The sequence below is a fragment of the Croceibacterium salegens genome, assembly GCF_009827435.1.
GTDB lineage: Bacteria > Pseudomonadota > Alphaproteobacteria > Sphingomonadales > Sphingomonadaceae > Croceibacterium_B > Croceibacterium_B salegens.
Window position 1 is genome coordinate 200,225 of record NZ_WTYM01000058.1, and the last position, 19,610, is coordinate 219,834.

Below are 19,610 nucleotides of genomic sequence, written 5' to 3' on the forward strand. Positions count from 1 at the left end.
GGGCTGAGTTGAAAAGCATCCGGACCACCTGCGCTTATTGCGGCGTCGGCTGCGGGATCGCGGCCACGGTCACGGGCGAGCGCGCGGTGAGCATTGCCGGGGATCCGGACCATCCGGCGAACGAGGGGCAGCTCTGCTCCAAGGGCACCTACCTCGGCGAGACGGTCGGGCTAGAGGGGCGGCTGCTCGATCCGATGATCGGCGAGCGCGAAACCGAGTGGAATGAAGCGCTTGATCTGGTCGCCAAACGTTTGAAGGACACCGTGGAACAGCACGGCCCCGACAGCGTCGCGTTCTACCTTTCGGGCCAGTTGCTGACCGAGGACTATTACGTCGCCAACAAGCTCGCCAAAGGCTTCATCGGCACGGCCAACGTCGACACCAATTCTCGGCTGTGCATGGCCAGCGCGGTCGCCGCGCATGTGCGGGCGTTCGGCGAAGACGTCGTGCCGTGCACCTATGACGACCTCGACAGCGCCGACCTGATCATCCTGGTGGGATCGAACACCGCCTGGTGCCACCCGATCGTCTGGCGGCGGATCGAGCGCGCCCGCGAGCGGCGCGGAGCCAAGCTGGTAGTGATCGACCCGCGCCGAACCGAGACCGCCGAGCTGGCCGACCTGCATGTCCAGATCGCCCCCGACGGCGATGTCCCGCTGTTCAACGCCCTGCTGCGGACGATGAAGCACAGCGGCTACGTCGACGAGAAGTACCTACGCGCGCGCTGCTCGGTGCCCGAGGGATTCTGGGACCAGCTCGAAGACCAGCCAGGCATCCCCCAGGAAACCTTCCGCGAATTCGCCGCCATGGTCGCGACCAACCCGCGCATGGTCACGCTCTTCAGCCAGGGTGCGAACCAGTCGGCTGGCGGGACCGACAAGGGCAACGCGATCATCAACCTCCACCTCTCGCTCGGCCGGATCAACCGCGAGGGGATGGGGCCGTTCAGCATTACCGGCCAGCCCAACGCCATGGGCGGCCGCGAGGTCGGCGGGCTGTCCAACATGCTCGCCTGCCACCTCGGTTTCTCGGAGGCGGAGCGCACGGATGTGGCGCGCTTCTGGCAAGCTCCCGCGTTGTGCTCGGGGCCGGGCCTGAAGGCCGTCGATCTGTTCCGCGCCATTGACGAGGGGCGCATCAAGTTCGTCTGGATCATGGCCACCAACCCGGCGGTTTCGATGCCCGACGCGGCCTTCGTGCGGGAGGCCCTGCGCAAGTGCCCGACGGTGGTTGTGTCCGACGTGATCGCCGATACCGACACCGCGCTCCTCGCCGACATCCGCCTCCCGGCGCTCGGCTGGGGCGAGAAGGACGGGACGGTCACCAACTCCGAACGCTGCATCAGCCGCCAGCGCGCGCTGTTCCCGCCGCCGGGCTCGGTGCGGGCCGACTGGCAGATCGTCTGCGATGTGGCGGCAAGGCTCGGCTTTGGCAGCGCCTTCGCTTTCCAGAGCACGGCCGAAGTCTTCCGCGAATACGCCGCCATGACGGCGCTCGCCGGGGAGCACGGCAAACTGCTCGACCTGACCGACTGGGCGGATTGCAGCGAGTTCGAATACGCCGCGATGCGTCCGTTCCGCTGGGGCGGAGCCCACCCGCTGAAGCGCCGCTATCCGACGCCCTACGGAAAGGCGCGGTTGGTTTCGGTGTCTTCAACTCCACCGGCGCCTGCGCAACCCGCCCTGCCGCTGCGCCTCAATACCGGCCGATATCGCGACCACTGGCACACCATGACCCGCACCGCGCTCAGCGCGAAGCTCTCGATGCACCGCCGAGAGGCGCTGGTGGAGGTCCACCCTGAAGACGGCGCAACCTACGGCCTCGAACAGAGCGGACTGGCGAGAGTTGCAACCGCGAGGGGCGAGGCGATCTATCGTGTCTCGCTGACCGAGGCCCAGCGCCAGGGCGAGATCTTCGTCCCGATGCACTGGAGCGACCTGACCGCCAGCTCGGCGCGCACCGGATTGCTGGTTGAACCGATCGTGGACCCGCATTCGGGCCAGCCGGCCTTCAAGAACGTCGCCGCGTCGATCGCCCCGGTCCACCCGGACTGGCGCGCTTTTCTCGTCACGCGCGACCCGGTCCGGCCTGAGGCCGACTACTGGTCCCGGGCAAAGATCAACGGTGGCTGGCTCCACGAAATCGCTGGAAGCGGCGAACTAGATGCCGACGCCCTCCTGCCCGCCGGGCCGCGCCGCGAAGCCAGCGACCCAAAGCGAGGGATGCTTCGCCTCGTCGTAACCGATCGGGACGGCGGCCTTGCCGCTGCGCTCTACGTCACGCGCAACGGGCAACTCCCCGACCGCGACTGGATCGTGCGGCAATTCGCCGCTCCGGACGCCGGCACGACGGAGCTTCTCGCCGGAAGGCCCGCCGCCGCCCCGGCGGAGCGCGGCAACCTCGTCTGCGTCTGCTTCGACGTCGGCGAATGCGACATCATGAAAGCCCTCGAAGAAGGGGCCGAAACGGTGAAGGACGTCAGCTCGGCGACCCGGGCAGGCACCAATTGCGGATCGTGCCGCACGATCATCGCGGGGATGTTGAAACGCAAGAAACAGAGCAGCCTGGAGCCCGTATCATGAACCCGGAAAGCATTGCCCTCGTCCAGCAGAGTTTCGCCAAGGTCGCCCCGATTGCGCCGCAGGCGGCCGACATATTCTATGGCCGCCTGTTCGAGGTCGCCCCGCAGGTGCGCGCCATGTTTCCCGACGACATGGCCGAGCAGAAGCGCAAGCTGATGACCACCCTCGGCGTCGTGGTGAACGGCCTGACCCGGCTCGACGATATCCTGCCCGCGGTGCGGAGCCTTGCGCGAAAGCATGTCTCCTACGGCGCGGTGCCGGCGCACTACGGCATGGTCGGGGAAACCCTGCTCTTCACCCTCGAGACCGGACTGGGCGAAGAGTGGTCGGCGGACCTGCATGACGCATGGACCGAAGCCTATACGATCCTGTCGACGGCCATGATCGAGGCCGCGGAAAGCGCGGACCAATGATCGCTCCGGGCGAAGTCTGGCTGGTCGGCGCGGGGCCGGGCGATCCCGACCTGCTGACGCGCAAGGCCGAGAAGCTCCTGCGGGCGGCCAGCGTGGTCTTCTACGATGCGCTGGTCGGGCCGGGCGTGCTCGACCTCGTGCCCGCCGGGACACGGCTGGTTCCGGTCGGCAAGCGCTCGGGTCGCCATTCTAAGGACCAGAAATCGATCGATGCCCTGCTGGTCGAGGCGGCGCTGGCAGGCGAGCGGGTCGTGCGCCTCAAGGGTGGAGATCCGTCGATCTTCGGCCGGGCCGACGAGGAACTCGAAGCCTGCCGGACGCACGGCATCGCCGTCAGCGTTTGCCCGGGGATCACGGCAGCAAGCGCCGCCGCCGCCTCGCTCGGCAAGTCGCTCACCCTGCGCGGCCTCGCCCGCCGTCTGACCTTCGTCACCGCGCATACCCGCAACGGCAAGGCGCCCGCGCTCGACTGGCAAGCGCTGGCCGATCCCGAAGCGACGTTGGCGGTGTACATGGGCAAGGCTTCGGCTCCCGAGGTTGCCGCGGGCCTGATTCAAGGCGGGTTGCCGCCCGATACGCCGGTCGCGCTCGTCGAAAACGCCAGCCTCGAAGACGAGCGGCAGTTCCACACCCGCCTCGACCTCCTGCCGATCGCGGCAAGGTCCGCACTGGGCGAAGGGCCGGCCCTGCTCCTTATCGGCCAGGCGATGCGCCGGGATAATTCCGGGGATGCCGCCCGCGGAGCGGTTACCGAAAACGACATCCCGGCTTGTGCTGGCGAGCCCCAAGGCTATCAGTTTCGGAGATAAATCGCGGGGTCGGGTACTGGTCCTGCTCGTCGCGCCCGATGGCGCAAATGGGGATGAGGACCTGATATGCCGCAGGCAGCGCGCCTTGCCGGAATCGAGCTGGGCGGCACCAAGGCCATCGCGGTCCTCTCCGACGGCGAGCAGATCATCTCCAGCCACACAGTCCCTACTGGCGCGCCGGGCGAGACACTCGGCGCGCTGAACGAACACCTCCGCCGCTGGCACGACCAGCAGCCTCTCGCCGGCATCGGGATCGCCAGTTTTGGCCCGGTGGCGCTCGCCCCGGCCCATGCGGACTTCGGGCACATCCTCGATACCACCAAGCCCGGATGGCGCGGGGCGGGCGTCGTGCCGCTGCTGATGCAGGGCATCGATTGCCCGTTCCGCATCGACACCGACGTCAACGCCGCGGCGCTGGCGGAGTACCGGCGAGGCGCCGCGCAGGGCTGCGACAGCGTCTGCTACATCACCATCGGCACGGGCATCGGCGGCGGCCTGCTCGTCGGCGGCCAGCCGGTCCACGGGGCATTGCACCCCGAGCTCGGCCACCTCAAGTTGCGCCGCGTTGAGGGCGACACCTTTGCCGGGGCCTGCAGCTTCCACGGCGACTGCATCGAGGGACTGGCAAGCGGTCCCGCCCTTGCCGCGCGCTTCGGCATGCCGGGTGAGGCCATTCCGGGCGACCATCCGGGCTGGGCCAATGTCGCCGCCGATCTCGGGCAGCTGGCGGCGGCGGTCCTCGTGGCGATTTCGGCCGACAAGATCGTGTTCGGCGGCAGCGTCTCGCTGCAGCGGCCGTACCTGCTTCCGCTGGTCCGGGAGGAAGCCGTTCGAAGCGTCGGCGGGTACCTCCCGCACGTCAACGCTGAGACCATCCGCGACCTGATCGTCTTTGCCGCGCTCGGCAATCAGGCCGGGCCGATGGGGGCCATCGAGCTGGCTCTCATGGCGAGCCTATCCGGCGACCCGGCCCAAGAAGGCTGAATATCCGGGTAGAGAGGTGGTCGTCGCGCCGCCGACCGCCGCGAGCTGCGCGGTTCCGGCAGGAGCGCTGAAGGCAGCATCCTCGCGGCCGAGGTTGAACGCGCAGATCACCGTCGAACCACCGTAGGTGCGGATGAAGGACAGCACCTGTCCCTTTGCCTCGGCCAGCTCAAAATCGCCGAGGCGCAGTTCGGGCGACTGGCGTCGCACGGCGAGCAGGTGTCGGGTCTGTTCGAGCATCGATCCTGCATCGCCCTGCTGGAGGCCCACGGATCGGTGCAGGTTGGCGGCCCCGAACGGCAGCCACGGCGTGCCGGTGGTGAAGCCCCCGAGCAACGTATCCTCCCACGGGAAGGGAGTGCGCACACCGTCGCGGCTCAGTGTCATCGGCCAGTTGGCGATCGCCTCGGGGTCCTGCAGCAGTTCGAAGGGAATCTCGTCCTGTTCGAGACCCAGTTCCTCGCCCTGGTAGATGATCGGGTTGCCGCGCAGGCACAGCAGCAGCGCCATCTTGACCGGGGCGAAGCGGTCCATGTCCTCGGGCGCGGGCCAACGCGATACGGCGCGCGGCGCGTCGTGGTTCTCGAAGGCCCAGCTCGGCCAGCCTTCGCCGGGTTCGCCGGGCCATTCGGCCATGGCATCTGCCACCAGCTTCGGCGTGAGTTCGGGCGAGTAGAGGAAGTCGAAGCCGTAGGCGCTGTTGAGCCGGTGTTCGCCCGCAGTGTAGGCCTTCATTTCCGCCAGCGAATTGTCGCCGCCGATCTCGGCCATGGTGAACACCGCATCGTAGCTGTCGGCCACCCTGCGGATTCTTTCGACGAAGCCGAGCATTTCCGGCTGCGACTGGCTGTGGAGCCTGACCTGGAAATCGAACGGTCGCGTGCGACGCTTGCCGGGTTTGGCCGGGGCGGGCGGATTGTTGCGCAACTGCCGGTCGACCATCGCGTGGTTGAGGGCATCGAGCCGGAAGCCGTCGACCCCGCGATCGAACCAGAACCTCGCGACGTCGCACAGGACGTCCTGCACCGCCTCGCAATGCAGGTTGAGCTGCGGCTGCTCCTTGAGGAAGGTGTGCAGGTAGTACTGCCCGCGCCGCGCGTCCCAGGTCCATGCCGGGCCGCCGAACACCGACTGCCAGTTGTTGGGCGGGGTGCCGTCCTTCTTCGGATCGGCCCAGACATACCAGTCGGCCTTGTCGCTGTCGGTCGCGGCGCGGCTTTCGGCGAACCACGGATGCAGGTCGGAGCTGTGGGCATAGACCTGGTCGATCAGCACCTTGAGGCCGAACTCGTGAGCTCGGGCGACCAGCGCATCGAAGTCCGCCAGCGTGCCGAACACCGGGTCGACGCCGCAAAAGTCGGAAATGTCGTAACCGAAATCGCGCATCGGCGAGGGGAAGAACGGCGAAATCCAGATCGCGTCCGCCCCGAGGTCGGCGATGTGCGGCAGGCGGCGGGTAATGCCGGGCAGGTCGCCGATCCCGTCGCCGTCGCTGTCCTGGAAACTGCGCGGATAGATCTGGTAGATCGCTGCCCCGCGCCACCATGGCGAAAGTGCAGCGGCATCGGCGGAAGCCATGGCCCATCCTCGAAACTTGCGCGGCCACGATAACAGCAATCGCGGATAGCGGAAGCGTATTGCTGCATCGCAGCATTTTTTCTCTCCGGGGCGTCCGCGGCGCTTGTCGTTTGCTGGCGGCGCGCTTACCAATCGGGAGTTGCGCCGGCGGCCGGCGCGGCGGCGGCTACGGATATCCGAAGCCAGCAACAGGCCGTTGTTCACGGGAGAGGACCGCAACCGGCGCGGCATCATGCGCGTGCGGTCTTTAGGAGCGTGGCCCATGAGCTCTAGTCCCGATGCACAATCGCCCGGCATCGACGATCTCATCATCGACGTCCTGCGCCACCGCGTGGGCAAGGACGAGCGGGCCGCCAAGTCGCACGACTGGTACACCGCCGCGGTACTTTCGCTGCGCGACAAGGTCATCGACCGGTGGATGGAATCGACCCGCCGGACATATGCCCAGGGCGACAAGCGGGTCTATTACCTCAGCCTCGAATTTCTCATCGGCCGGCTTCTGCGCGACGCGCTCAACAACCTGTCGCTGACCAAGGACATGTCCTCGGCGCTCAAGCGCTACGGTCTCGACCTCGCGGTGCTGGAAGAGCTGGAGCCCGACGCCGCGCTCGGCAACGGCGGCCTCGGCCGGCTCGCGGCGTGCTTCATGGAGAGCCTCGCCAGCCTCGACATCCCGGCCTACGGCTACGGCATCCGCTACGTGAACGGCATGTTCCGCCAGCGGATCGACGACGGCTGGCAGGTCGAGCTGCCCGAGACCTGGCTCAGCCACGGCAACCCGTGGGAATTCGACCGCCGCGAGAGCGCCTACCGCATCGGCTTCGGCGGAGAGGTGGTCGAGGCCGGCGGCGGCGTGATGTGGCAGCCTGCCGAGGTCATCGAGGCCAGCGCAATCGACACCCCGGTGGTCGGCTGGCGCGGCAAGCGGGTCAACACCCTCAGGCTGTGGACCGCGCACGCGCTCGACCCGATCAAGCTCGATGCCTTCAACGCCGGCGACCACGTGGGCGCTCTCGAGAACGAAGCCCGCGCCGACAGCCTCGTGCGCGTGCTCTACCCAGCGGATTCAAGCGCGGCCGGGCAGGAACTGCGGCTACGGCAGGAGTACTTCTTCTCCTCGGCCTCGATCCAGGACATCGTCCGCCGCCACGTCCAGTACGAGAAGGACGTGATGACGCTGCCCGACAAGGTGGCGATCCAGCTCAACGACACCCACCCCGCGGTCTCAGTGGCGGAACTTATGCGTCTGCTGGTCGATCACCACGGGCTTGAATTCGACAGCGCCTGGGACGTGACCAAGCGGACCGTCGGCTACACCAACCATACCCTCCTGCCAGAGGCGCTCGAAAGCTGGCCGCTTCCGCTGTTCGAACGGCTGCTGCCGCGGCACATGCAGATCATCTACGCGATCAACAGCCGGGTGCTGCGCGATGCCCGCAAGGCCGGACTCGACGATGCGGCAATTGCCGCGATCTCGCTGATCGACGAAGGCGGGGACCGCCGCGTGCGGATGGCCAACCTCGCCTTTTCGGGCGCGCACAGCGTCAACGGGGTCGCTGCGCTGCATACCGACCTGATGAAGGTCACGGTCTTCAAGGACCTGCACGCGCTCTACCCGGAGCGGATCAACAACAAGACCAACGGGGTCACCCCGCGGCGCTGGCTGATGCAATGCAACCCGGGGCTGACCAGCGTAATCCGCGATGCCATCGGCGATGCCTTCCTCGACGACACCGGGAAGCTCGAGGATCTCAACAAGCTCGCCGCCGATCGCGAATTGGGCGAGCGGATCGCCGAGGTGAAGCGCTCGAACAAGCTGGCGCTGGCCGAGCACCTGACGGAACTGAGCGGCATCAGGCTCGATCCCGATGCGCTGTTCGACGTGCACATCAAGCGCATCCACGAATACAAGCGTCAGCTCCTGAACCTGGTCGAGACAGTCGCGCTCTACGACCAGATCCGCAGCCATCCGGAAAAGGACTGGGTGCCGCGTGTGAAGATCTTCGGCGGCAAGGCGGCGCCGAGCTATCACAACGCCAAGCTGATCATAAAGCTGGCCAACGACATCGCCCGGCGGGTCAATCTCGATCCCTCTGTCGGCGGCCTGCTCAAGGTCGTCTTTGTGCCCAACTACAACGTCACGCTGGCCGAACGGATCATCCCCGCCTCCGACCTGTCGGAACAGATCTCGACCGCTGGCATGGAAGCCTCCGGCACAGGCAACATGAAGTTCGCGCTCAACGGGGCGCTGACCATCGGCACGCTCGACGGCGCCAACATCGAGATCAAGGACCGCGTCGGCGACGAGAACATCTTCATCTTCGGGCTGACCGCGGACGAAGTCGCCGCCAAGCGTGAAGAGGCCTACAACCCGCGGGAGATTATCGAGGGCTCGCGCGAGCTCTCGCAGGCCATGCAGGCCATTGCCAAGGGGGTGTTCTCGCCCGACGATCCGACCCGTTACGCCGGCCTGATGAACGGCATCTACGACCACGACTGGTTCATGGTTGCCGCCGACTTCGATTCCTACACCGATACCCAACGTGCGGTCGACAAACTTTGGATCGATCAGGCGGCATGGCGTGAGAAGGCAATTCGCAATATCGCCAATGTCGGCTGGTTTTCTTCCGACCGGACGATTAGCGAGTACGCGAAGGATATCTGGGGAGTGATGTGAGGCCACCCAAGTCGGCAATCGAAGCTCTGCTGGCTGGCACTCACGCCGATCCGTTTTCATTATTGGGGACGCACGCGGGTCCCGAGGGTACGTTCGCACGTGCCATGCTTCCGGGTGCGGAGGAAGCGACGGCTTACAGCCTGAAAGGCGGCGCACTTGGCAAGCTCGAGAGGGTGGACTCGCGCGGACTGTTCGAAGGGCCGATCAAGGGCAATCCGCGGCCGGTCAAGTATCGCTGCAAGGCCGGCAAGCACTCCTGGTGGTCGACCGATGCCTACAGCTTCGGTCCGGTGCTTGGCCCGGTCGACGACCTGCTGATCGCGCAAGGCACGCATTTCCGCCTGTTCGACAAGATGGGCGCGCACCTGATCGAGCACGAGGGTGCCGACGGCGTGCATTTCGCGGTCTGGGCGCCCAATGCGCAGGCCGTCAGCGTGGTCGGCGATTTCAACGACTGGGATCCGGCACGCCATCAGATGCGCCGCCGCACCGACATCGGCGTGTGGGAGATCTTCATCCCCGGCATCGGAGAATGGCGCGCCTACAAATACCGGATCATCGGTCCCGACGGCAAAGCCGTGCCGCTCAAGGCCGACCCCTTTGCCTTTGCCAGCGAATTGAGGCCCAAGACCGCCTCGCTAACCGCGCGCCCGGCAAAGACCGACTGGGGCGACGAGGCGCACCGGGCGCATTGGGCCAGTGTCGATCCGCGCCGTGAGGCAATCTCGATCTACGAAGTGCATCCCGGATCGTGGCAGAGGAACGAGCATGGCTGGTTCCTCACCTGGGACGAACTGGCCGAGCGGCTCGTCCCGCATGTCGTCGAGATGGGCTTCACCCACATCGAATTCCTGCCGGTGTCGGAGCACCCTTACGATCCGAGCTGGGGCTACCAGACCACCGGCCTCTACGCCCCGAGTTCGCGCTTCGGTGGACCCGACGGCTTCGCCCGCTTCGTCGATGGGGCGCACCGGGCGGGCATCTCGGTGCTGATCGACTGGGTCCCGGCGCATTTCCCGACCGACGAGCACGGCCTCGCCCGTTTCGACGGCACCGCGCTTTACGAGCACGAGGACCCCAAGCTCGGCTTCCACCCCGACTGGAACACCGCGATCTACAACTTCGGCCGACGCGAGGTCGCCGCTTTCCTCGTCAACAATGCGCTGTTCTGGGCCGAGCGCTACCACATCGACGGGCTGCGCGTGGATGCCGTCGCCTCGATGCTCTACCGCGACTATTCGCGCGAAGCCGGCGAATGGGTGCCCAACGAGCACGGCGGGCGTGAGAACTGGGAGGCGGTCGAGTTCCTGCGCGCGACCAATCGCGCCGTCTATGGCCAGCACCCGGGCTGCCTGACGATGGCCGAGGAGAGCACCGCCTGGCCGGGCGTGACCCTGCCGGTCTACGACGATGGCCCGCGCACCTCGCTCGGCTTCGGCTTCAAGTGGAACATGGGCTTCATGCACGATACGCTGAAGTACATGGCGCGCGACCCGGTGCACCGGAAGTTCCACCACGACGACATCACCTTCGGCCTGATGTACGCGTTCAGCGAAAACTTCGTCCTCCCGCTGAGCCACGACGAGGTGGTCCACGGCAAGGGCAGCCTGCTCGGCAAGATGAGCGGCGACGACTGGCAGAAGTTCGCCAACCTGCGCGCGTACTATGGGCTGATGTGGGGCTATCCCGGCAAGAAGCTGCTGTTCATGGGGCAGGAGTTCGCCCAGCGCCGCGAATGGGCCGAGGACCGGGCGCTCGACTGGGAGCTGTGCGATGCGCCCGCGCACGACGGAGTGCGCAAGCTCGTGCGCGACCTCAACCACCTCTACCGCGCCAAACCCGCGCTGCACGCCCGCGATTGCGAGGGCGAGGGCTTCGAGTGGCTGGTGGCGGACGATGCGCAGGCGTCGGTCTTCGCCTGGCTGCGCAAATGCCCGGGACAGCCGCCGGTCGCTGTGGTCTGCAACATGACCCCGATGACGCACGGCTGCTATGCATTGCGCCTGCCGCTCGACGGATACTGGGCCGAGGTGATTAACACCGATGCGCTGGCCTACGGCGGTAGCGGACAGGGTAACCTCGGCCATATCGAGGTAAGGGATGGGGTTGCATTCGCCATTTTGCCGCCGCTGGCGACGGTCATGTTCGAGTTCACTGGATAGGTTGCAGGAAACGGCCGATGAGAGACTCCTATTCACAGCCCCTGGCCCGCGACGCTATGGCCTATGTCCTTGCCGGGGGGCGCGGCAGCCGCCTCAAGGAACTGACCGACAACCGCGCCAAGCCGGCGGTCTATTTCGGCGGCGTCTCGCGCATCGTCGACTTCGCGCTGTCGAACGCGATCAACTCGGGCATTCGGCGCATCGGTGTCGCCACGCAGTACAAGGCGCATTCGCTTATCCGCCACATGCAGCGGGCGTGGAATTTCATGCGCCCCGAACGCAACGAAAGCTTCGATATCCTGCCCGCGAGCCAGCGCGTTTCGGAGACGCAGTGGTACGAGGGCACTGCCGACGCCGTGTACCAGAACATCGACATCATCGCCGTGCACGCACCGAAGTACATGGTCATCCTTGCCGGGGACCACGTCTACAAGATGGATTACGAGCTGATGCTGCGCCAGCACGTCGCAAGCGGTGCGGACGTCACCGTCGGCTGCCTCGTGGTGCCGCGGGAGGAGGCCTCGGGCTTCGGGGTCATGCACGTCGACGAGCAGGACCGAATTACCGCCTTCGTCGAGAAGCCCGCCGACCCGCCGGGCATCCCCGGCGATCCGGACATGGCGCTCGCCAGCATGGGTATCTACGTGTTCGAGACGGCGTTCCTGTTCGAGCAGCTCAGGCGCGATGCCGCCGATCCCAATTCGCGGCGCGATTTCGGCGGCGACATAGTCCCCTACATCGTCAAGCACGGGAAGGCGCAGGCGCACCGCTTCACCCAGTCCTGCGTGCGCGCGGCGGAGGAAATCGAGGAATACTGGCGCGACGTCGGCACGGTCGATGCCTACTTCGAGGCCAATCTCGACCTCACCGACGTGGTCCCCAAGCTCAACCTCTACGACCGCGACTGGCCGATCTGGACCGACCAGATCGTCGCCGCCCCGGCCAAGTTCGTGCATGACGAACATGGCCGACGCGGCATGGCGATCTCCTCGCTGATTTCGCAGGATTGCATCGTCTCGGGCTCGGTGGCGAAGAGCAGCCTGCTGTTCACCGGGGTCAAGATGGGCAGCTTCTCGAGCGTCGAGCGGGCGGTGATCCTGCCTTATTGCAACATCGGCCGTTCGGCGCGGCTGAAGAACGTGATCCTAGATTCCGGTGTGCGCATCCCCGAAGGCATGGTGGTCGGCGAGGATCCGGTGCTCGACGCCAAGCGTTTCCGCCGCACCGAGAAGGGTATCTGCCTGATAACCAAGGACATGATCGCCAAGCTGGGATGAGCCTCAAGGTTCTCTCGGTCGCCTCCGAGGCGGTGCCGCTGGTCAAGACCGGCGGGCTGGCCGATGTTGTCGGGGCTCTGCCCGCGGCGCTGGCCGGGGAGGGAGTCGAGATGACGACCCTGATTCCAGGCTATCCGCAGGTGATTGAAGCGCTTGATAAGCCGCGAAGAGTGTCTGTTTTCGACTCCTTGCTCGGCGAACCGGCGCGTGTTCTGTCGGCAAAGTTCCACGACGGGCGCAAGCTGCTGGTGCTCGATGCCCCGGCCTACTTCGCCCGCTTCGGCGGGCCCTATGGCGATGCGGCGGGCGTCGACTACGGCGACAACTGGCGCCGCTTCGCTGCGCTCGGTCTGGCGGCGGCCCGGCTCGCCGGGGTCGACGGCAAGCAGCGCTTCGACCTTGTCCACGCGCACGACTGGCAGGCGGCGATGGCCTGCGTCTACCTGCGCTTCGGTGGCCGCCCGGTGCCGAGCGTGCTGACGATCCACAACATGGCCTTCCAGGGCTACTTCGGCGGCGAGGTCTTTGCGCGGCTCGGGCTGCCCGACGCGGCGTGGACGATGGACGGCGTCGAGTTCCACGGTGGCGTCGGCATGCTCAAGGGCGGGATGGTCTGCGCCGATGCGATCACCACGGTCAGCCCGACTTACGCGCGCGAAATACACACGGCCCGCTTCGGCATGGGGCTCGACGGCGTGGTCCGCGCCCGCACGCACCTCGTCGAGGGCATCCTCAACGGCATCGACAAGGCCGAATGGAACCCGGCCGCCGACCCGCACCTCGCCGCGCCCTACAATGCCGGCCACCTCGGCAATCGCAAGGCCAACAAGCGCGCGGTCGAGAAGGCGTTCGACCTCGACAAGGACGACGGGCCGCTGTTCGTGGTGATCAGCCGCCTGACCTGGCAGAAGGGCATCGACGTCCTGCTCGAAGTCATCGACCATCTCGTCGGGCTCGGCGGACGGCTGGCGCTGCTCGGCTCGGGCGAACCGGGGCTCGAACAGGGGCTGACGGAAGCGGCGGAACGCCATCCGGGCCGCGTCGGCCTCAGGTTCGCCTACGACGAGCCGCTCTCGCACCTGATGCAGGGCGGCGGCGATGCGATCCTCGTCCCCTCGCGGTTCGAGCCGTGCGGGCTGACCCAGCTCTATGGCCTCGCCTACGGCTGCGTGCCCGTGGTCGCGCGGACCGGCGGCCTGGCCGATACGGTCATCGACGCCAACCCGGCGGCAGTCGCCGAGGGCGGGGCGACCGGGATCGTCTTCTCCGAGGCCACATACGACGAATTCTCGCTCGCCATCACCCGGGCGATCCGCCTCTACGGTGACAAGGCGGAATGGCGCCGGCTGCAGCGCAGCGGGATGCGCGCCGATTTCGGCTGGGGGGCGAGCGCCCATGCCTATGCGGACCTCTACCGTCGGCTGCTGGGGCGCAACCGGTGACGATGCTGCCGGGCGTCCGGGTCACGCCCGATGCGACGACCTTCGTCGTCCGCGCTCCCGCCGCGGCCGCGGTCACGCTGTGCCTGTCGAAGCGCCACGGCAAGCACGAGGCGCTTGTGGCGATGGAGCGGCATGGCGACAGCTGGGTGACCGTGGTTCCGCGCGACTGCACCGGCGAATGCTATGGCTACCGCGCCGACGGTGAATGGGCGCCCGATCGCGGATTGTGGTTCGACCCGGCGAAGTTCCTTGTCGATCCCTACGCCATCGAGCTCGACCGGTGCTTCGTGCAGGACTCCGCGCTCGGCGAGTTCGGGGCCGATACCGCGGACCTCGTCCCGCGGGCCGTGGTCACCGGCCCGCTGCACGAAGCCATCGTCGATGCGCCGCTGCTGCCGCGCGGTGGGCTGGTCTACGAGCTCAACGTCCGGGGCTTCACCGAACTCCATCCCGATGTGCCCAAGGGGCAGCGCGGCACAGTCGCGGCGCTAGCGCATCCGGCGGTCATCGAGCATTTGAAGAAGCTGCACGTCCACGCCGTAGAGCTCATGCCGGTCACCGCATGCATCGACGAACGCCATCTGCCGCCGCTCGGGCTGGCGAACAGCTGGGGTTACAACCCGGTCGCGATGATGGCTCTCGATCCCGGTCTGTGCCCCGGCGGGGTGGCGGAACTGCGCGAGACGGTGACTTCGCTGCATGCCGCGGGGATCGGGGTGATCCTCGACCTCGTGCTCAATCACAGCGGGGAGAGCGACATCCACGGCGGCGTGCTGTCGCTGCGCGGCCTCGACGATACGAGCTACGCGAAGGAGCCGGATGGCCGAATGGTCAACGCCACCGGCACCGGCAACACGCTCGACTTCGCGCAGGCCCACGTGCGGCAGCTGGCGCTCGACACGCTGCGCCACTTCGTGCGCCACTGCGGCGTCGATGGCTTCCGCTTCGACCTCGCCCCGGTGCTGGCGCGCGGTCCGGCCTTCGATCGTCACGCGCCCATCTTCGCCGAGATCGCCGCCGATCCGCTGCTCGCCGACCGGGTTCTCATCGCCGAACCGTGGGACATCGGCCCGGGCGGCTACCGGCTCGGCATGTTCCCGCCGAACTGGCTCGAATGGAACGATCGTTACCGCGACGACGTGCGCCGCTTCTGGCGCGGAGATGCCGCCATCGGCGAGCTGGCGATGCGCGTCGCCGGCTCGTCCGACGTGTTCGGCGACGACTGCCGCAGCGTGAATTTCCTCGCCGCGCACGATGGCTTCACGCTAGCCGACGTCGTCGCCTACGAACACCGCCACAACCTCGCCAACGGCGAGGAGAACCGCGACGGACACCACGAGAACTTCAGCTGGAACAACGGCGTGGAGGGGCCGAGCGGCGATCCGCACATCGCCGCGGCGCGCGCCAACGACCTGCGCGCCATGCTCGGCACGCTGTTCGCCTCGACCGGGACAATCATGCTAACCGCGGGCGATGAATTCGGGCGCAGCCAGCAGGGCAACAACAACGCCTATTGCCAGCACATGCCGATCGACTGGGAAGGCCGCGACCGCGAGCTGGAGGACCATGTCGCCCACCTCTCGGCCCGCCGTGCGGCACACCTCGACCTGTTCCATGCCTTTCCCGACGACGGCCAATGGCGCGGCCCGGACGGCCGGGAACTGCGCGCGTGGGACTGGGAATCGACGGCAACGAGCGGCTTCTCGTTCCGGCTGGGCGAGTGGGAAGGCGGGGTCGCGATTTCGATCGACCGCCGCCTTCGCTCCGTCACCTGGCGCGCGCCAGGCGATCAGCTGTAATAGACCCCCAGCGTGAAGCCGACGATGCGCCCGCACAGCGGGATGAGCATCCACAATACCAGCGAAACCACGCCCGAGACCTTGGCCGCCATGGGAATGGCATGGCCCGGCTGACCCCACTCGTCGACGCCCTGCGAGAGCACGCGGTGGAAGATCGCCATGTTGACGCCGGCGAGCGCCATCAGGCCCATCTTCCACAGGAAGAAGGGGTTGGCCATGTAGGTCGCCGCCTTGCTGACGAACAGCAGCGTGCCGGTCACCAGCGCCAGGACGAAGGCGCCCCACACCAGCGGCACGGTGTCGCGCTCCATCGCCACGACCGACTTGCCGCGCGAGGTCAGGCCAAGCAGCCTGAGGTCCATGGCGGCGATCACGCCGACGACGGTGACCAGCGCGATCACGTGGACGGTTTCGATAGTCGGGAACCACCATTCGGATTCGGCGATGCCGAGGCCGAGCGAAGAGTTCTGGACGTTTTCCCAGATGGTCGGATTTGCCATTTTCGTATTCCCCCTAGACCGGCGCGTAGGCGATCCACCGCCCGCCCATGATCACCGCGCACCACAGCAGGGTCAGGACGACCGCGCCGACCTTGAGCGCTCCCGTAGCTTCCAAGGCCGCTGCACCGGCGCGCATCTGCACACGGACCGCCCGCTGGAAGACCAGGCTGGCGGTGATGGCGATCACGAGGAAACTCATCTTTATCCAGAAGATCGCGTTGACCATGTTGCGCACCGGTTCGCTGATCAGCAGCACCACGCCGGTGGCGATCAGGAAGGCCGCGGCCCACCAGCTCCACGGCACGAAACGGCGATAGGCCGCCTCGATCCCCTGGTCCTTGCCGGTGAAGCCCCAGATGCGCATGTTGAGCATCAGCACGCTGGAAAACAGCACCGCGATGGCGAGGATGTGCAGCGTCTGGAATCCCGGGATCGCCAGGAAGTGGCTCTGCAGCCAGATCGCGAATGGCCAGTCGGTCACCCACAGCGAAAATTCGACCAGCTGCGTGCCGCGCAGCCTTTCGGTCATCTCGAACAGCCATTCTCCCATCGTATTCCCCTCTTTGAGGCACAAGGCCGGATTGCCTCCGGTCGGCGACGGAGGTCGGATGGCGCATTTCGCGCAAATTGACTTTGACCGGAATCAATTGGCAGTGCCGCCGGCGATTTTGACCTCGGACAATGAAGTGTTGGCCGGTCAGGGGCATTGGTCGAGCATCAACAAGGGAGACATTGCGATGCTTGCCTTTGCCCAGTCCGATGCGGCCGGAAAGCGCGTCATCCCCGGCACCCCGGTGTTCGACGGCGACAGCGCGCAGGCCGGATTTGCCCTCAATGCGATGTGCTATTCGTTCAACTCCAAGGCGAACCGCGATGCCTTCGCCGCCGACGAGGAAGGCTACATGGCCCGCTTCGACCTCACCGAGCCGCAAAAGCAGGCGGTGCGTGCACGCGACGTTCCGGCAATGGTCGCGGCGGGAGGCAACGTCTACTACCTCGCCAAGCTGGCGGGGATCTTCGGCCTCAACGTGCAGGATCTCGGCGCGCTTCAGACCGGCATGGCGCTCGACGACTTCAAGGCGGCTCTTATGGTCCACGCGGTAACCGAGCGGCGCGTGAATGCGCGGGAGCTGGTGTCGTGAGCGAAGTCGTCGGCGGCATCTTCACCAGCCACGTGCCCGGCATCGGCGGCGCCATCACCAAGGGCCTGCAGCACGACCCGTACTGGAAGCCGTTCTTCGACGGTTTCGGGCCGATCCATGCCTTCCTGCAACGCGAGAAGCCCGATGTCGCGGTGGTCTTCTACAACGACCACGGATTGAACTTCTTCCTCGACAAGATGCCGACTTTCGCGGTCGGCGCGGCTCCCGACTACCGCCACGAGGACGAGGGCTGGGGTATCGCCTTCGACCGCCCGATGCCCGGCTATCCGGACCTGTCGTGGCACATCATCGAATCGATCGTTAACGACGAATTCGACCCGGTGACCTGCCAGACGATGACCGTCGACCATGCCGTCGCCGTGCCGTTCGAACTCGCCTGGCCCGATGGCGACTTCCCGGTCAAACTGGTGCCGGTCGCCATCAACACGGTGCAGCACCCGCTGCCCAGTCCGAAGCGCTGCTACGACCTCGGAAAGGCCGTTGGCCGGGCGCTGGAAAGCTGGGACCGGGACGAGAAGATCGTGATTTTCGGCACCGGCGGCCTCTCGCACCAGCTCGAAGGCGGCCGCGCCGGGCACATAAACGTCGACTACGACAAGTTCTGCCTGCGCAACCTCGCACCCGATCCGGAGGCGCTGCTGCAACACGATACGCTCGACATCGTCGAACTGGCGGGCAGCCAGGGGGTCGAGATCCTCAACTGGATCGCCGCGCGCGGGGCGCTGCGCGGATCGGTGCGCGAACTGGCGAGCAACTATCACGTGCCCATTTCCAACACCGCTGCGGCCACCGTTCTGCTCGAGAACCGGGAAAAGGTCCGCGCGTGAGTTCCGCCGCGAGGTGGGGTGGGGGAGGCTGCACCGGCAAACCGCAGCCTCCCTCATTTTTTCGCAGTCATTTCAGACCGCAGAACTGAAGCGCCGAGCGGAATCCTGCCGGTAGGGATCGAACGCTGCGGCGATCGAGCGGGCATAGGGCAGCGCGTGGCCGGCGATGACCAGCGAGCCGTTGTCGAAGCGGCACAGGCCCGGTTCGAGATAGGGCCGCAGCCGCTGGTGCACGCTCGCCGCCGTGGCCGGATCGATCCGGGCGCGGCCGCGGCACAACAGTTCCTCGATAATCGCCCCGCGGCGCCGGTCCTCGACGCTGCGCCGCTTGCCGAGGGCGGTGGTGAGCTGTCCCTGCGAGAGCATCATGCGATAGCGTCCGGCATTCTTTTCGTTCTGCGCCAGCAGCGTCGGGAAGCTGCTGATGGCCGAGGCGCCGAGTCCGATCAGGACCGGGGCCTGGTCGTCGGTGAAGCCCTGGAAATTGCGCCTGAGTGTGCCGCTGGTTGCGGCCTGTGCCAGTGGATCTCCCGGTAGCGCGAAGTGGTCGAAACCGACCGCCTGGTAGCCCGCGGTCAGCAGTTGCTGGTACCCGGCCGCGGCCATGCCGAAGCGTGCCTCCTGGGGTGGCAGGGCGCTGGCGTCGATCCGCCGCTGGCGCGGCAGCAGGTGCGGCACGTGGGCATAGCCGAACAGCGCGATGCGGTCGGCGGAATAGGCGCTGGCCAGCGCCAGCGTTTCGGCAAGGTCGGCCTGCGACTGCCCGGGCAGTCCGTACATGAGGTCGAAATTGAGCGAGGTGATCCCGGCATCGCGCAGCACGCGCACACCGGAATCGATCATGCACAACGGCTGCACTCGCCCGATCGTTTCCTGCAGGCGTGGGGCGAAGGTCTGCACGCCGAAGCTGGCGTGGGTCGCGCCGATGCCGCGCAGCACGTCGCCCCAGGCCTCGCCCAGCGTGCGAGGGTCGAGCTCGATCGAGACCAACGGGTCGTGCAGGGGCAGAGCGATGACCAGCGCCTCGAACAGCCGCACCATGTCGACTGGGGAGATGGCGTTGGGACTGCCGCCGCCGAAGGCGATGCGACGTATGCGCGTGCTGGCCGGCAGCTGCGTCGCGACCAGCTCGATTTCGCGGTGCAGGGCCTCGAGATAGCTCGCCAGCCGCTGCGCCTTGTTCGCCGCGGCGGTGTTGCAGCCGCAGTACCAGCAGATCTTCTCGCAGAACGGAATGTGGACATAAATCGAGACGTCGCCCGTTGCGGTCGATATCGCCTCGGCAAGGTCCTCGGGGCCGACGTCGGCCGCAAACTCGGCTGCCGTCGGGAAACTGGTGTACCGCGGGACCGGTGTCGCCAGCAGGTCGGGATGATAGGGCCACATGCGAGCCTGCA

General features: G+C 66.8%; 15 protein-coding genes. 11 read left to right on the forward strand and 4 right to left on the reverse strand.

From position 1 onward, the window contains the following. The first annotated feature begins 8 nt into the window (after positions 1-8). The 4 genes from GRI89_RS15800 to GRI89_RS15815 all read left to right on the forward strand — a co-directional run bounded on the left by GRI89_RS15800 (position 9) and on the right by GRI89_RS15815 (position 4,788). Positions 9-2,582 carry a nitrate reductase gene (locus tag GRI89_RS15800; protein ID WP_159797650.1) on the forward strand — a complete coding sequence of 858 codons (2,574 nt, stop codon included), beginning with the start codon at positions 9-11 and terminating at the stop codon, positions 2,580-2,582. Further along, entirely contained in the window at positions 2,579-2,995 is a 417-nt protein-coding gene (locus GRI89_RS15805) for a globin family protein (RefSeq protein WP_159797652.1), read from the forward strand. Before GRI89_RS15800 ends, GRI89_RS15805 begins: the two co-directional genes overlap by 4 nt. Then, positions 2,992-3,804, forward strand: coding sequence for a uroporphyrinogen-III C-methyltransferase (gene cobA, locus GRI89_RS15810; RefSeq protein WP_159797654.1), 813 nt, complete (start codon positions 2,992-2,994; stop codon positions 3,802-3,804). Before GRI89_RS15805 ends, cobA begins: the two co-directional genes overlap by 4 nt. 66 nt (positions 3,805-3,870) lie before the next feature. Beyond that, a complete protein-coding gene (locus tag GRI89_RS15815; protein ID WP_159797656.1) occupies positions 3,871-4,788 on the forward strand; it encodes an ROK family protein in 918 nt (305 codons plus the stop codon). Here GRI89_RS15815 and GRI89_RS15820 read toward each other — a convergent pair. After that, a complete protein-coding gene (locus GRI89_RS15820) occupies positions 4,759-6,366 on the reverse strand; it encodes an alpha-glucosidase (protein ID WP_159797658.1) in 1,608 nt (535 codons plus the stop codon). The genes GRI89_RS15815 and GRI89_RS15820 overlap by 30 nt on opposite strands. 262 nt (positions 6,367-6,628) lie before the next feature. Between GRI89_RS15820 and GRI89_RS15825 the strand changes: the two genes are divergently transcribed. From GRI89_RS15825 to glgX, 5 genes are read left to right on the forward strand one after another with little or no spacing between them, the layout of a single operon-like run. Next, positions 6,629-9,043: a glycogen/starch/alpha-glucan phosphorylase gene (locus tag GRI89_RS15825; protein ID WP_159797660.1), complete on the forward strand. Its 2,415-nt coding sequence runs from the start codon at positions 6,629-6,631 to the stop codon at positions 9,041-9,043. Continuing rightward, positions 9,040-11,205 (forward strand): 1,4-alpha-glucan branching protein GlgB, encoded by a 2,166-nt coding sequence (glgB, locus tag GRI89_RS15830; protein WP_328598309.1) that lies wholly within the window; start codon positions 9,040-9,042, stop codon positions 11,203-11,205. The genes GRI89_RS15825 and glgB overlap by 4 nt, the downstream gene beginning before the upstream one ends. Positions 11,206-11,222: 17 nt before the next feature. Further along, a complete protein-coding gene (gene glgC, locus GRI89_RS15835; protein WP_159797662.1) occupies positions 11,223-12,482 on the forward strand; it encodes a glucose-1-phosphate adenylyltransferase in 1,260 nt (419 codons plus the stop codon). Continuing rightward, positions 12,479-13,924 (forward strand): glycogen synthase GlgA, encoded by a 1,446-nt coding sequence (gene glgA, locus GRI89_RS15840; protein ID WP_159797664.1) that lies wholly within the window; start codon positions 12,479-12,481, stop codon positions 13,922-13,924. Before glgC ends, glgA begins: the two co-directional genes overlap by 4 nt. A 2-nt stretch (positions 13,925-13,926) precedes the next feature. Next, complete coding sequence (gene glgX, locus GRI89_RS15845; protein WP_159797843.1) at positions 13,927-15,723, forward strand: glycogen debranching protein GlgX; 1,797 nt, start codon at positions 13,927-13,929, stop codon at positions 15,721-15,723. On the opposite strand, the gene GRI89_RS15850 is transcribed toward glgX, so the two are convergent. Then, on the reverse strand, positions 15,714-16,223 hold the full coding sequence (locus tag GRI89_RS15850; RefSeq protein ID WP_159797666.1) for a hypothetical protein: 510 nt from the start codon (positions 16,221-16,223) through the stop codon (positions 15,714-15,716). The two genes, glgX and GRI89_RS15850, sit on opposite strands and share 10 nt — an antisense overlap. Before the next feature lie 13 nt (positions 16,224-16,236). Continuing rightward, positions 16,237-16,773, reverse strand: a complete 537-nt coding sequence (locus tag GRI89_RS15855) for a DUF6644 family protein (protein ID WP_159797668.1) — start codon at positions 16,771-16,773, stop codon at positions 16,237-16,239. Positions 16,774-16,960: 187 nt separating this feature from the next. Here GRI89_RS15855 and GRI89_RS15860 point away from each other — a divergent pair, with 187 nt between their 5' ends. Both GRI89_RS15860 and GRI89_RS15865 read left to right on the forward strand, forming a co-directional pair. Further along, entirely contained in the window at positions 16,961-17,365 is a 405-nt protein-coding gene (locus tag GRI89_RS15860; RefSeq protein WP_159797670.1) for a protocatechuate 4,5-dioxygenase subunit alpha, read from the forward strand. After that, entirely contained in the window at positions 17,362-18,213 is an 852-nt protein-coding gene (locus GRI89_RS15865; RefSeq protein WP_328598310.1) for a class III extradiol dioxygenase family protein, read from the forward strand. The genes GRI89_RS15860 and GRI89_RS15865 overlap by 4 nt, the downstream gene beginning before the upstream one ends. 72 nt (positions 18,214-18,285) lie before the next feature. Here the strand turns inward: GRI89_RS15865 and GRI89_RS15870 are convergent, their stop codons facing one another. Next, positions 18,286-19,599: a radical SAM protein gene (locus GRI89_RS15870; RefSeq protein WP_159797845.1), complete on the reverse strand. Its 1,314-nt coding sequence runs from the start codon at positions 19,597-19,599 to the stop codon at positions 18,286-18,288. Positions 19,600-19,610: the final 11 nt, after the last annotated feature.